At 57.9% G+C, this 13,808-nt stretch carries 12 protein-coding genes; 5 read left to right on the forward strand and 7 right to left on the reverse strand.

The window, feature by feature from the left end:
- Positions 1–64: 64 nt before the first annotated feature.
- The 4 genes from J4E00_RS04125 to J4E00_RS04140 all read right to left on the reverse strand — a co-directional run bounded on the left by J4E00_RS04125 (position 65) and on the right by J4E00_RS04140 (position 5,154).
- Positions 65–1,339, reverse strand: a complete 1,275-nt coding sequence (locus J4E00_RS04125; RefSeq protein WP_208173732.1) for a sensor histidine kinase — start codon at positions 1,337–1,339, stop codon at positions 65–67.
- A 192-nt stretch (positions 1,340–1,531) separates the two neighbouring features.
- Positions 1,532–2,719 carry an alpha/beta hydrolase-fold protein gene (locus J4E00_RS04130; protein WP_208173733.1) on the reverse strand — a complete coding sequence of 396 codons (1,188 nt, stop codon included), beginning with the start codon at positions 2,717–2,719 and terminating at the stop codon, positions 1,532–1,534.
- A 208-nt stretch (positions 2,720–2,927) separates the two neighbouring features.
- Complete coding sequence (locus tag J4E00_RS04135) at positions 2,928–3,629, reverse strand: hypothetical protein (protein WP_208173734.1); 702 nt, start codon at positions 3,627–3,629, stop codon at positions 2,928–2,930.
- Between the two features lie 550 nt (positions 3,630–4,179).
- Positions 4,180–5,154: an arginase gene (locus tag J4E00_RS04140; RefSeq protein WP_208173735.1), complete on the reverse strand. Its 975-nt coding sequence runs from the start codon at positions 5,152–5,154 to the stop codon at positions 4,180–4,182.
- 277 nt (positions 5,155–5,431) lie between these two features.
- Between J4E00_RS04140 and J4E00_RS04145 the strand changes: the two genes are divergently transcribed.
- Together J4E00_RS04145 and J4E00_RS04150 are read left to right on the forward strand one after the other, a co-directional pair.
- Entirely contained in the window at positions 5,432–6,829 is a 1,398-nt protein-coding gene (locus tag J4E00_RS04145; protein WP_208173736.1) for an arginine decarboxylase, read from the forward strand.
- Positions 6,830–6,924: 95 nt separating this feature from the next.
- Entirely contained in the window at positions 6,925–7,080 is a 156-nt protein-coding gene (locus tag J4E00_RS04150) for a hypothetical protein (RefSeq protein ID WP_208173737.1), read from the forward strand.
- Between the two features lie 55 nt (positions 7,081–7,135).
- Here J4E00_RS04150 and J4E00_RS04155 read toward each other — a convergent pair whose 3' ends face one another.
- Together J4E00_RS04155 and J4E00_RS04160 are read right to left on the reverse strand one after the other, a co-directional pair.
- Positions 7,136–7,549 (reverse strand): hypothetical protein, encoded by a 414-nt coding sequence (locus tag J4E00_RS04155; protein ID WP_208173738.1) that lies wholly within the window; start codon positions 7,547–7,549, stop codon positions 7,136–7,138.
- A complete protein-coding gene (locus J4E00_RS04160; protein WP_410779742.1) occupies positions 7,546–8,151 on the reverse strand; it encodes a D-glycero-alpha-D-manno-heptose-1,7-bisphosphate 7-phosphatase in 606 nt (201 codons plus the stop codon). The genes J4E00_RS04155 and J4E00_RS04160 overlap by 4 nt, the downstream gene beginning before the upstream one ends.
- Positions 8,152–8,178: 27 nt before the next feature.
- On the opposite strand from J4E00_RS04160, the gene hemG reads away from it, so the two are divergent.
- The 3 genes from hemG (at position 8,179) to J4E00_RS04175 (ending at position 11,505) form a co-directional block, all read left to right on the forward strand.
- Positions 8,179–9,522, forward strand: coding sequence for a protoporphyrinogen oxidase (gene hemG, locus J4E00_RS04165; protein WP_208173740.1), 1,344 nt, complete (start codon positions 8,179–8,181; stop codon positions 9,520–9,522).
- 203 nt (positions 9,523–9,725) lie between these two features.
- On the forward strand, positions 9,726–10,478 hold the full coding sequence (locus tag J4E00_RS04170; RefSeq protein WP_208173741.1) for a polyprenol monophosphomannose synthase: 753 nt from the start codon (positions 9,726–9,728) through the stop codon (positions 10,476–10,478).
- A 100-nt stretch (positions 10,479–10,578) separates the two neighbouring features.
- Entirely contained in the window at positions 10,579–11,505 is a 927-nt protein-coding gene (locus J4E00_RS04175) for a TerC family protein (RefSeq protein WP_208173742.1), read from the forward strand.
- Between the two features lie 74 nt (positions 11,506–11,579).
- Here J4E00_RS04175 and J4E00_RS29950 read toward each other — a convergent pair whose 3' ends face one another.
- Positions 11,580–13,706, reverse strand: a complete 2,127-nt coding sequence (locus tag J4E00_RS29950; protein ID WP_208173743.1) for a transglycosylase domain-containing protein — start codon at positions 13,704–13,706, stop codon at positions 11,580–11,582.
- Positions 13,707–13,808 lie beyond the last annotated feature (102 nt).

Raw genomic sequence — 13,808 nt, forward strand, 5'->3', positions numbered from 1 at the left:
GGTCAGAGGGAATTCATGCAGAAAGAAGAAAAGCCTGACTCCCTGCTGGCCACGCGCTGGCTAATCAGGCATGCAGGCGCGGAATGCGCACCACCACGCGGGTCCCCTGGGCAGACGAATCCGGGCTACCCAAGTCGGTATAGGCCACGGTGATGGGGCGCCGGGCTTGCCGGTTCAGCAGGGCAATGCGTTCCTCCAGAATGGCCGACCCGCGCGACGGATAGCCCGCATGGTTGCCCGGCTGCTCAGCGGCACGCTGGCGCCCCACCCCATTGTCCTGCACCACGGCCACCAGGTAATCGGCCTCTCTGGTTAGGCGTACCACCACCTGCCCTTGGCCGGAATGGTGCGCCAGGCCGTGCCACACGGCATTTTCCACAAGCGGATGCAGGAGCATGGCGGGCATTTCCTCGTCGAGCAGGGCATCCTCGGCGGCCACTTCGTAGGTGAATTGCCCTTCAAAACGCAGGGCCTCCAGCTCCAGGTAGCGGCGCAGCATGTTCAGTTCGGCGCGCACCGTGAGCAGCGGCTGGCGCGACTGCTCCAGAATCAGCCGCATCAGCCCCCCGAAACGGGTGAGGTAGTGCTGCGCCGCCTCGGCCTCGTGCCGCAGGATGTAGTTCTGGATGGACTGCAGGGAGTTGAAGATAAAATGCGGGTTCATCTGGGCCAGCAAGGCGCGCTGCTCGGTTTGGGCCAGGCGCAGCTGCACATGCTGCCCCCGGCGCAGCTGCCGGCGGCCCCACAGGCTCCCGCCCAGCACCACGGCTCCGCCCGCCACCCAGCCCAGCCACTGCCAGCTCACCGGTTGCCCCTTGGGCAGGCGCCGGATGCCCTCGCTCGTCACAAAAACCCAGTTGTGGGCGTCCTCGCCTATGAACTGCACGGCAAGGCCCGGCAGCACAGTCGGTGTCAGCCGGCGGTCGGCGTAGCGCAGCGCGCCGGCCTGGGTACCAATCCAGAAGGGCCCGCCGGGCGATTGGTAAAGCGCCGTGATGCCTTTGCTGGGCAGCCCCTGCGTATAGGTAATTTCCCGAAACCCGGCACCTTCGTACACCAGCAAGCCTTCGCGGGTACCCACCCAGACCTGGCCGCTGGCGTCCTGGGCAAGCGCCGTAATGGTATCGTTGCTCAGGCCATTTTGGGTAGTGAAATGGGTTTTCCCGGCACCTTCGCTGAGCCAGAGGCCCCGCCTCGCAGCCTCCCACACGCGGCCCTGTTGGTCGATTAGCCGTGCTACCCCACCCGGTAATGCGTGCACGTCTTGGCCAGCGGCAGATAGTGAAACCAGGAACCCCAGGCATGCCAGCCAGCGCGGCATTATCACGTCTATTCCCATTCGTCAAAAGTAGGAGAATATGCCGCAATCTGGCAGGCCTAGACGCGCCTATTGCGCCCTACCGGCCGAATACCCCACCGAAACTTGCAGCAACAAAAAGCCCCACCAGTAGCTGGCGGGGCTTTTTGTTGCACGGATGAAGTTCATAAAACTCCTATCCGGCTATAGTCAGTCAGCACTTTAGGCTAATACTTATTTGCCTGTCCCCTTACCATTCAGCAGTATCCCTAATTTTTCTCTCGTTTCCGGAATCTCTTTCAGAGTTAATGCTTTTTTAAAACACTCAACGGCTTTGGTTTTAATCCCTGCCCCAAGATAAAAATCACCCAAGGAGTCATAACAATTGGCGCTACCGGGATTATTAGCCACGTTAAGCTTAAATAAATTTTCAGCTTTTTTAAATTGCTTCGTTCGCAACATTTGATAACCAAGATTATTAACTTGGGTTTCATCTGGCTTGACCGTATAACCCATCTGCTCAGAAACCTTTTTATAATGGGTTACCAACAATGATTCTAAATTAAAATCAGGGTTTTTTAATTCGCTATCGTAAATTTTCAGCTTGTAAAAACCGTAAACAAACCGAAGGGCATCGTATTCTCCAATCAATTTTACAGAAGAATGATTGTCGTCTTCGTAGTATCTGTATTTGAAACCTAATTCGTTTGTTTTATTTTTAGCAAGCTCTTTAATGAAGGCAATATTGCTACGCATAAGCTCTGTAGACGAGCTGGTGTCCTTTTGAACACTTAGCGTATCCATTCCTCTTTCTAACCGATTGGCCATCGCCATGAACAATTTTTTCCCTTTGTATTTATGAGCAGGCAAAATTACTTGGGCTTCTTTTACCACCTTTTGGTCGTTCCACCACAAAGCTCCATCGAGAGAAACATACGAATTAAATAAATTCGGATTATGCAGGAGTGTATTCACAACCGTCAAGCCTCCCACTGAATGGCCAATAAAGGTCCTGTAAGTGGTAGTTGGATAAGTCGCATCGATGTAAGGAATCAATTCTTTTTCAATGAAAGACATGAACTTATCACCGGTACCAACAGAGGCAGGAAACTCCTTATCCGTACCAGTGGTGAGTTCAGTCAACCTATCTCCCTGTACGATTCCAACCACAATCGTGGGAGGACAAAGGCTTGATTCTTCCATGTGCTCTGTAATACTTACCACTGCATTGAAATTATCACTTCCGTCCAGCAAATAAACTACCGGATAATGCCCTCGGTCTTTAATTCTATTTCCACCGTTGCTGTTAGGAATATGAATCAATATGTTCCGTTTTTGCCCTAATATTTTCGAGGAAATGGTTTCCTCAAAGCCTGAGGTAAAGAGACTGTTCTCTTGCGCACTTGCACCGAAAGAAATCAATAGAAAGATGTAAAAACAGAGGAAATTTCTCACAGGATTATGCAAGCTAAAACAAGTGTAAAACGATTTTAAGCACTGAAGGCAGCATTTAGCGTGCCTTTGTTGCTCGCACAATATTAGTCTTTGGTTATGTAACGAAACCACAGCTACCAAAAAAGCCCCGCTAGCTGCTGACGGGGCTTTTTGTTTCTTCAGCGGCTTAGCCTGCTTATGGCTTGGTGGTATCTTCCCCTTTGGGGCCGCCCCCGCCGAGGATGATGAGCTTGGTGTAGCCCTGGAAACGTAGCCACACGGCGTGCTTGGTGGGCGAGCTTTGGTAGGGCTTGAGCTGCACCCGCATCTCCTTGATGAGGTTGGCGTTGCGGCGCAGCAGAGCGATGAGGGTTTTGCGGTCGGTGGCGCCGGCTACCACGGTGGTGCGCTGGCTGGTTTGCTTTTTCTCGAAGCGGGCCAGCTGGCGGGTGGTTTCGGCCAGGTCGTCGGCCGTGAACTCGCGCTTGGCCAGCTCCTTGTCCAGGGCGGCGGCCTCCTTCAGCAGGGCGGCTACCGTGGTGGCGAAGGTGGCATCGTTGGCCGTTTTGATTTCGCTGGTGCTGTAGCGCACGCGGCCGGCCAGGTCTTGGTCGGGGTTGGTTTTGCTGGCGGCGTAGGCTTGCAGGGCGGCGGCCAGGCGGGGCGCCAGGGCCTTGAGCAGGGTCTTGGCCCCGGCCTTTTGCTCGGTGGCGGTGCCGCTGTCGTCGCCCATCACGGTGGTTTCCAGTAGGCGGGCCTGGGCGAGGTTGGCGGCATGCTCGGTGCGCAGGGGGCCGAGGTCGTCTTCGAGGGGCGCGTAGTTGGCCTGGTCGGCGAGCAGGCCGGCGGCAGTGGCGGTGTCGCGCAGCAGCTGCGCGTTGAGTTTATTGTTGTTCATGTCGCTGAGCGTTAGGGGTAGCAGTATGCGTCAAACGTAGCGAAAATTTTGATAGGGTCGAGGTTTTTCGGGCACTGCCGCCCCGCCCCTTCCGTCCCAACGCCCGCCCACGGCTTCGCAACCGCCGCCAACCGCTTCGCAAGCCCCGCCAAGGGCTTCACAACCCGCGCCAACCGCTTCGCAAGGCTCGCCAACCGCTGCACAAGCCCCGCCAATCGTTTCGCAACGACGAACCCTGGGCTAAAAGCCACGCCAACCGTTTCGCAAGCGCCGCCAACCGCTTCACAAGTGCGGACCTTCGTTCACAGGTGCAGACCTTCGTTCACAAGCGCGGGCCTTCCGTCCCAACACCGACCCGACCCTGCTGCTATGCACCTTCTTCGTCGCATCGCATGGTTATTCCACCTTAGCTAGTTCCTAATAAAAGACGAAACCCCGGTTGTTGGCGCAACCGGGGTTTTAAAGAAGCAGGTGGTTGCAATAACGACCTTCTTTTCTCTATTCTCCACATGAAAAGACGCGGCGTAGCGCGAACTTTTAGTTCGCGCTACTACCTACTCACCACCTCGTCTAGCCGCAGCCGCCGCTCAATGGCTTCCGTCGCTTTTTCCAGGATGTTGAAGGCGTTTTTGGCCATTGTATTTCCGTTGTCCAGCGTGGGGTTGATTTCGACCATCTCGAAGCACACCACTCGGTCGTTTTCCAGCAGGTCCTGGCAGAGGTTTTCGGCTTCGGAGAGGTAGAGTCCGTCCTCCACGGGCGTGCCCGTGCCGATGCTGAAGCTGGAATCGAGGCTATCCACGTCGAAGGAAATGTAGACCAGGTCGCAGAAGCGCAAGTGCTCGTAAATCTCGCGGGCGAGGCGGCGCGAACCCTTGGCCTTGATTTCGGGCAGCCGAATCCATTTAATGCCTAACTCTTCGATGAGAGCGTCTTCCTCCTCCTCGGTGTCGCGCACCACCACGTACACCAGGTGTTCGGGCTTGAGCTTGGGGCCGGGCTCGCCCAGGTTTTGCAGGCGGCGCCAGAAGAATTCGGTTTCCGGGTCGGGGATGTTGCGCTGGTGCTTCAGGTTATCGACGCCCAGCGAGGCGGCCAGCGGCATGCCGTGCACGTTGCCGCTGGGCGTGGTGTAGGGCGAGTGGATGTCGGCGTGGGCATCAATCCAAATCACGCCCAGCGTCTTGGCCGGGTACGCGGCCTTGATGCCGGCAATGGTGGCGTTGGCCGAGCTGTGGTCGCCGGCCAGCACCAGCGGAAACTCGCCGAAGCGCAGCGTCTGCTCCACGGCATTGGCAATGCCTTTTTGCACCGTATAAATGCTGTCGATGTGCTTGGCAAACGGGAAGTGGTTTTTCTCGAACAGCACATGGTTCAAATCGGGCAGCACCACGGAGTTGAACCGGCGGAAATAGTCGGAGCCTTTGTTGAGGCAGGCCACGCGCAGGGCGTCGATGCCCATGCTGGAGCCACGGGTACCGGCCCCGAGCTCGGAGCGGACTTCCAGAAGTTTGATGCGTTTCATCGGAGGGTGGGATTTTGGGATAGCAGGATGGCGGCATCGTTCCAAAACTGTTTTTTAGGTTTCAAGCCGCAGGCTTAAAACTTAAAATCAAGTCTTCGAGCGCTGCCTTGCGGCAGAAGAATCTGCCGTAGCCAAGTCGCTAATATTCCATCGTCACGATGCGAGGCGGGATAAGGCCAGAACAACGAATTGTTATGCCGGCCGTTATCCTGGCCCCGGCGGTACTTTTGTACTGCCCGCCGCAAAGGTCGGGCTTTTTCGCCGTTTTCAAAACCGAATGGATACGTACCAAGACCTCATCTCCCAGACCTTCGACTTTCCCACGGCCGACTTCACCGTGCAGGACCACGAGCTGCAATTCCACGGCATCGACCTCATGGCGCTGGTCGAAAAATACGGCACCCCGCTCCGCCTCACCTACCTCCCCAAAATCAGCTCCCAGATTCAGCGGGCCAAGAAATGGTTTGCCGACGGCATTGCCAGCACCGGCTACACCGGCACCTACTCCTACGCCTACTGCACTAAGTCGTCGCACTTCCGCTTCATCCTCGAAGAAGCCCTGAAAAACGACATCCACCTCGAAACCTCGTCGTGGTTCGACATCAGCATCATCCGCAACCTGCACCAGCAGGGCAAGGTCGACAAGCAGAAGCACATCATCTGCAATGGCTTCAAACCCGAGGCTTACAAGAAGGAAATTGCCGACCTCATCAACGACGGGTTTGTGAACTGCATGCCCATCATCGATTCGCCCAACGAAATCGAGTACTACCACGACCACGTCAACGAGAAAGTAAACATGGGCATGCGCCTGGCTTCCGATGAGGAGCCGCGCTTCCAGTTCTACACCTCGCGCCTGGGCGTGCGCTACGCCGACGCCATCCCCATCTACGAGCAGCGCATCAAGGACGACCCGCGCTTCACGCTCACCATGCTGCACTACTTCATCAGCACGGGCATCAAGGACACGTCCTATTACTGGTCGGAGCTGAGCCGCTTCGTGCACAAGTATTGCGAGCTGCGCAAGGTGTGCCCCACCCTCACCACCATCGACATTGGCGGCGGCCTGCCCATCCAAACCAGCATCCAGCCCGACTACGACTACCCCTATATGGTAGCCGAAATCCTGCGCACCATCCAGCGCATCTGCAAGGAGGAAGGCGTGCCCGAGCCCCACATTTTCACCGAGTTCGGCATCTTCACGGTGGGCGAAAGCGGGGCCACCATCTACAGCATTCTCGACGAGAAGCTGCAGAACGACAAGGAGCTCTGGTACATGATTGACGGCTCGTTTATCACCAACCTGCCCGACACCTGGGCCCTGAACCAGCGCTTCATCATGCTGGCCCTCAACGGCTGGAACAAGTCCTACAAGAAAATCCAGCTCGGTGGCCTCACCTGCGACTCACAGGACTACTACAACTCCGAAAAGCACATCTACCAAACCTTCCTGCCCGAGCGCAAGCCCGCCGATGCGCAGCCGCTCTACGTGGGCTTCTTCCACACCGGCGCGTATCAGGAGAGCCTCAGCGGCTACGGCGGCATCAAGCACTGCCTTATCCCCGCGCCGCAGCACGTCATCCTCGACCGCGCCGAAGACGGCACCCTCACCGATACCGTTTTCGCCCCGCAGCAGGAAGCCGGCAGTATGATGCGCATCCTCGGATACGAATAATTCAATTTCGCCGTTAGAAAACTTAGCAGAATATAGGGTTGGCTGCTTATCTTTGAAGCCCAGCCCGTCATCCCTCACTCGTTTTAATATAAATTATGAAAAAGTTCGTATTGCTCGCCGCCGCCGGTGCCGCCCTGACCCTCGGTGCCTGCAACCGCCAGAAGTGCCCCGCCTACAGCAGCACCAAGGAAGCCAACCGCGTTTCCTCGCCCATCACGGCCAGCACTGCTACACCCGCCGCGCGCCAGTAGTCTTATTGGTTATGAAATAAAAAGGCCGGCCTCCCGCATGGGAGGCCGGCCTTTTTTATGGCTTGCTGATTCGGTAGCGCTTGATAAAACCCGTTTTATCTGTTGGATTCGGGCCGAAAACAGACACCTCAGTATAGGTTGGAAACCGGCGGTATATGGTGATGCTCTCGCTGCCCGCTGCCTTCACCACCGAATCACCCACTTGAATATATTGTTGCCCGGCAGCAGTAAGAACGAGCGCCTGCGTTTCGCCGGTGGCCAGCTTCACCTTTTGAGTTCCAGGGGAATTAGACAATATCTTGTCCACGCGACTGGATAACGGCAATACTTTGTAGCGTTCTAGTTCGCGCTTATTGCCAGCCGTTGTGGTGAAGTAAAAGATTACCTGACCCACAATGACCCATGCCATCAGAAAAACGGTGTTGCGGTTCTTAGCCAGCCAGCCTGGCCTTTTATCGGCGTCTGTCATTGCCCTAATATAATTTCAGTAGCCGCCCGCAAATCGGCCACGTGCGGCGCGAAGCCAGCTTCTTCCTCCCCCACCAGAATGCCGCACACGCCCACCGCCGCGCCGGCCTCCATGTCGCGCAACCGGTCGCCCACTATCCAGCATTGCGCCACGTCTAGGTTGAAGCGCGCCACGGCTTTTTCTAACATGCCCGAATCAGGCTTGCGCAGGATGGACTCGCTCACGCTGGGGTGCGCATCGCTGAAGTAGAGCGCATCAATAGCATCAGCGCAGGCGGCTTGCAGCTTGGCGTGGCAGGCACGGACGGCGGCGGCGGTGTAGAGCTTTTTGGCGATGCCGGCCTGGTTGGTGACTACTATCAGATAATAGCCGGCGGCTTTGAGCCGGACCAGGCTTTCGGGCACACCGGGGCAGATGATGAATTTCTCCGTCTCCCACACGTAGGTGCCGATTTCCTCGTTCAGCACGCCGTCGCGGTCAAGGAAAATGGCTTTGTTTTTTGCTGTCATTATAACAAAGGAAGTAGCGCGAACTTTGTAGTTCGCATTCCCGCGCCGCCAACGAATCGTAAACACGGCATGGGAACGCGCACTACACCGCAGGACAGCGGCAGCTAAAGTTCGCGCTACATGAAAATTGCTATTATTGGCGGCGGCATCAGCGGCCTTACCCTGGCTTGGTACTTACAAAAAAGCGGCATACCCTACGACCTCTTTGAGGCCGACGCCCAACCCGGCGGCAACCTGCACAGCTGGGCTGCGCCGGAAGGCTACCTGCTCGAAATCGGCCCCAACTCGCTGCAACTAAGCGCCGAGCTGGAAGAGCTGCTAGCCGACCTCAACCTGACCGACCAGATTGAGGATGCCGCCGCCGTGAGCCAAAACCGCTACGTGCTGCGCGCCGGCCGCTACCAGATTCTGCCCAGCTCGCCCCCTACCCTGCTCACCAACGGCTTTTTCAGCCTCAAAGCGAAGTGGCAGCTGCTGAAAGAATTCCGCCAGCCCGCCGCGCCCCTTGACCCCACCGAAACCGTAGCGCATTTTTTCCGGCGCCGCTTCGGCCCGGAAATCGTGGACTACGCTGTCAACCCTTTCATGGCCGGCATCTACGCCGGCGACCCGGAGCAGCTGCTCATCAACAAGACGTTTCCGCAGCTGGCGGCACTGGAGCAGCAACACGGCTCGGTGCTGCGCGGGCTGATGAAAAGCGGCAAAGGCGCGGGCCGCCGGCGCATCATCACCCTCAAAGGCGGGGCACAAACCATTCCGCAAACCATCGCCGCTCAGCTCACCAATTACCAGTCCAGCACCTCCGTCACGGCCATTTCGCGGGCCACCGATGGCACCTACCAAGTGGAGCTGAGGGGCCCACAAGGCCTGGAAGCCGCGCCCGGCTACACCCACCTCGCCCTGGCACTGCCCGCCTACGCCGCCGCGCCGCTGCTCGAAACACTGTTCCCGCAGGCCGCTGCCGCACTGGCCGCCGTCAACTATCCGCCAATGAGCGCCGTGTACTCAGCCTATGACCGGGCCGCCGTAACGCACCCGCTCAACGGTTTCGGCGCCCTAAATCCCAAGGTGGAAGGCACCTACGCGGCCGGCTCTATCTGGACCAGCAGCATCTACCCGCAGCGGGTGCCGACGGGACAGGTACTCTTCACCACCTTCGTGGGCGGGGCGCAATACGAGGAAGCCGCCCGCCAACCAGAAGCCGCCCAGAAAGCTGCTGTGCACGCCGAACTGAGCAAGTTTTACGGCATTTCGGGGGCTCCGCGCTGGCAGTACCGCTACAGCTGGCCGCGCAGTATTCCGCAATTCGATACGCACATTATCGCTGCTCATGCTGCCGCCGATGCGCTGACTGCCGAGAATGTCATTTCCATAGCCAATTGGCGCGCCGGTGTGGGCGTGCCCGACTGCATTCGCTACGCCCGCAAGCAGGCGGAAGTGCTTCGCTTAATGAATGAGGAATGAGAGATTGGAGACGTCTGTCATCCTGAGCAATGCCAAAGACCTTATCACCGAAGAACAGTTGGCAGTAATTCAATCAGCGTAGACGCGAGGAGGTCCTTCGCGCTGCTCAGGATGACAGACGTTTCTAATTCCTCATTCATTAAGCAAAGCGCCAATGCAGCTTCGTGCGCCCAAACCCTATCTTTGGGGCAAGATTACACTCCATGAGCAAAGGCCTCGTCCTAATTCCTACGTACAACGAGCGCGAAAATGCGGAGCTGATTATCCGGAAGGTGATGTCGCTGCCGCGAGCCTTCGATTTGCTCATTATAGACGATGGCTCGCCTGATGGCACGGCCGCCATTGTGCGGAGCTTACAGGCCGAATTCCCGGACCGCCTGTTTTTGGAAGAGCGCACGGGCAAGCAGGGCCTGGGCACAGCCTATATTCATGGCTTTCGGTGGGCATTGGCCCGGGGCTATGAGTATGTGTTTGAGATGGATGCCGACTTTTCGCACAATCCCGACGACCTGCTGCGCCTCTACGATGCCTGCGCTGTGGATGGCTACGACCTCGCCATTGGCTCGCGCTACATCGAGGGCGTGAATGTGGTGAACTGGCCCATGTCGCGGGTGCTAATGTCATATTTCGCGTCGTGGTACGTGAAGCTGGTGACGGGCATGCCCGTGAACGACGCCACGGCCGGTTTTAAATGCTACACGGCGCGGGTGTTGCGCGCCATCGACTTGAGCAAGATTCACTTCGTGGGCTACGCCTTCCAGATTGAGATGAAATGGCTGGCCTACAAGCTGGGCTTCCGAATTAAGGAAGTGCCCATCATCTTTACCGACCGCACCCGGGGCACCTCCAAAATGTCATCGGGCATTTTTCAGGAAGCATTGTTTGGCGTGCTGCAAATGAAAATCAGCAGCTGGGTGCATCCGGTGAAGCCGGCAGCTACTGAATCGACAGAATAGCCTGCTTGGTAGGGTCCCGGCAACTGTCCGGCGACGAACCAGCCTACGCCGCTCCGCTGGCTCAACCAGGGGTGCACGCCCGGCGTATCTTCCTTAACACATGGAAAATACCCCCCTGTTCTGGCTGGCCTTCACGGGTTTTGTTATTGGGCTGCTGCTGCTCGACTTGCTGGTTTTCAACCGCAAGGCGCACGAAATCAAGCTGCGCGAAGCCCTTGGCTGGAGCGCCTTCTGGGTGGCACTGTCGCTGGGCTTCAACGCGCTGGTGTACCGTACCATGGGCCACCAGGCCGGCCTGCAATGGCTGACCGGCTACTTGGTAGAGAAAGCGCTGAGTGTAGATAACCTATTTGTTTTCCTGCTCATCTTCAGCTATTTCAAGGTACCGCCGCAGTACCAGCACCGCATCCTGTTCTGGGGCGTGCTGGGCGCGCTCCTTTTGCGGGCGGTGTTCATTCTGATTGGCGGGGCGCTGCTGGCCAAATTCCATTTTCTGCTCTACCTGCTGGGGGCATTTCTAGTGTACACGGGCATTCGCATGGGTTTCAGCGGCGATGCCCCCGAAATTGACCCCGACAACAACCCGGTGGTGCGCTTCCTGAGCCGGCACCTACCCATCACCCGGCAACTGGAGGGCGGCAAGTTCTTTATCAAAAAGGACGGTTTGCGCTTCGCCACGCCACTTTTTGTGGTGCTGGTGATGGTGGAAACAACCGACGTGGTGTTCGCGGCCGACTCCATTCCGGCCATTCTGGCCATTACCCGCGATACCTTTATCGTCTTCACCTCCAACGTTTTTGCCCTGCTGGGGCTACGGGCCATGTATTTTGCTTTGGCCAGCATGATGCGTCTATTTCACTACCTGCACTATGGCCTGTCACTGATTCTGGTGTTCATCGGGGGTAAGATTCTGTTTGAGAACATCTACCCGATTCCCATGCCCGTAGCACTGGGTGTAGTGGGCGGCCTGCTGGCGCTGAGTGTGTTGGCTTCACTGCTTTGGCCGAAGAAGAGCGGTGAGCAGTAAGCACCAAGGAGAAAAAAAGGAACGTCATGCCTCGACTACACTCGGCACGACGTTCCTTTTTTTCTCCTTGGTGCTTACTTCGGAGCCTTGGCTGGCTCAGTCGGTTCGGCGGCGTTGGAGTTTACGCCGGCATCGGGCGCGGCACCAGTGTTGAGCAGGTCAATCAGGTTGAGGGGCTCAAACTGGCTGGAATCGGCCGGGGCCACGGTGCGCGTGGTATCGGGGCGGGCAGCGAAGGACATGAACTGGCGGGCCGGGCCGCCGAGGTGCAGCGAATAAGGCAGGTTTTCGCGGTCATTGCCCGAAATGAGGTTGCGCGTAGCCATGATGTCGGCAATGAGGCGGAAGAAGTAGCGCGTGCTGCGGCGCAGGTCGCCATAGGCATCGAAGGAGTAGCGGGCAAACTTCGGCTTGGGAATGATGCTGGCCAGGTACAGGCTTTCGGCCAGGCTGAGCTCGTCGGGGTGCTTACCGTAGTAGAACAGGGCCGCCTCTTTCACGCCGTATACGCCGCGCTTGCCGCTGGGCCAGCGGTATTTGCTCGGGCCCCATTCGATGATGTTGAGGTATACCTCAAACATGCGCTGCTTGCTCACGAGATGGGTATTCTCGATGAGCCACACGATGAGCGCCTCCTCGGCTTTGCGGCCCACGGTTTTCTGGCGGCTCAAAAACACGTTTTTCACCAGCTGCATGCTGATGGTGCTGCCGCCCCGCGCAAAGCGGTGCTCCTTGATGTTCTGGATGGCCGATTTCACAAATGCCTTTTCCATGAAGCCTTTGTGCGAGAAAAAGCGCGGGTCCTCGGCCGTGGTGATGGCCGCCCGCAGGTAGGGCGACACGCTATTATAAGGCGTGAAATCGGGGTTGGACGGGCCAACGTTGAATGTCCGGAGTGAGTCGCCCTTGTCGTTGTAGGCCGTGTAGGCGAAATCGGTGTTGAGCTGGTTCAGGTTTTCGGCGCCAAAGCTGGTGACGGCGAAGTTCTTGCCGCGCAGGCTGGAGTCGAAATGCAGGCTGTCGACGTTAGCCAAATCCACGTCGCCGTGCATGCGGTAGGTGAGCGTGCCCTTGCCCCGCACGCCCTGCGTGGCGTCAAAAATGCCTGTTGGCAGCGAGGAGAAAAAGTCGTTCGCTTCCGTTTCGGCCGATTCTACCTTGATGCTCACGGCCCGGCTGGGCTTCATCCGCACGCTGATTTCGGGGAACAGGTGCAGCTTGTTCATCACCACTTCGGAGCCTTTGTCGAGGCTGGCCGTGCCCCGGCCCAGGGTGGCGATGAAGTTCAGGGCCCCACGCTTCACCTCAATTTCGTTGGAGGCCAGCTTGGGATGGTAGAGGCTGAAGTTGCGGGCGGCCAGCGAGCCGCGCACCGTGAGGCGGCCGCCGGTCTCATCGTCGTCAAAATCCTTGCTATCGAGGCGCACCTGCACCGTGTCGAAGCTCACCAGTGCTCCGAAGCGGCGCGGCACATAGGGCAGCTGTACCGAGCCGCCAATGCCGTACACCCGCGCCGTGAGGGCATAGTCGCCGGGCTCAATATGGCCGCTGATGCCCAGCTCGTTCGACACCGAATCGATGTTGGCCGTGAGGCGGCCCGAGATATCGCCGTCCTGGATTTTGAGCTGCGGCAGGCGGAGCAGCGCCGTATGGCGCGGCCCCAGGTAGCTCACGTAGAAATCCTTGAAATTGGCCTCACCGGGCACGTTATCAAAGGCCGTTTCGAGGGCCTGATTCAGCATCAGGCCGTAGTTGGTGCCCTTGGTGGTATCGCGCGGGGCAGTGCTGGCCTTCTGCCGTTTGATGAGGAAGCCGTAGTTGTCGGAGGTATCGGTTTTGCGGGCCGTGAGCCGGGCCGTGAGGATTTGCAGGTCGCTGAAAACGGGCCGGCCGGCAAACAACGAGCGCACGCTCAGGCTGGCTTGCAGGCGGCGGGCGGTGAGCAGGGTGTCGGTGGGCGTGGAACGGGGCACGAGGCTCATCCCGGCAATTTCAACGGTTTTGAAGCCGGCAAACTTGGCCGGGCCCAGCGTGAGAATAACCGGATACTTGCGCTCAATCTTGGCTTTCACCTCCTTCAGGGCGTAGTCCAAGAGCTGCTGGCGCTTCCACTGAAACACGGCGAAGGCTACGAGCAACAGTGCGGCCAGGCCGCTCAGAATGCCGATAAGGAGTCGTTTGGTGGAAGGAGTTATGCGCACGGAACGTAGTTAGGGGCAGGCTAGCCAACGCCAAAGGTAAGAATAACGGGGCCGTAGGCAGAATACGGCATAGTGGACTTGGGCGGCCGAAAGTTGCAAATG

Source organism: Hymenobacter negativus (genome assembly GCF_017571495.1).
Taxonomy (GTDB): Bacteria; Bacteroidota; Bacteroidia; order Cytophagales; family Hymenobacteraceae; genus Hymenobacter; species Hymenobacter negativus.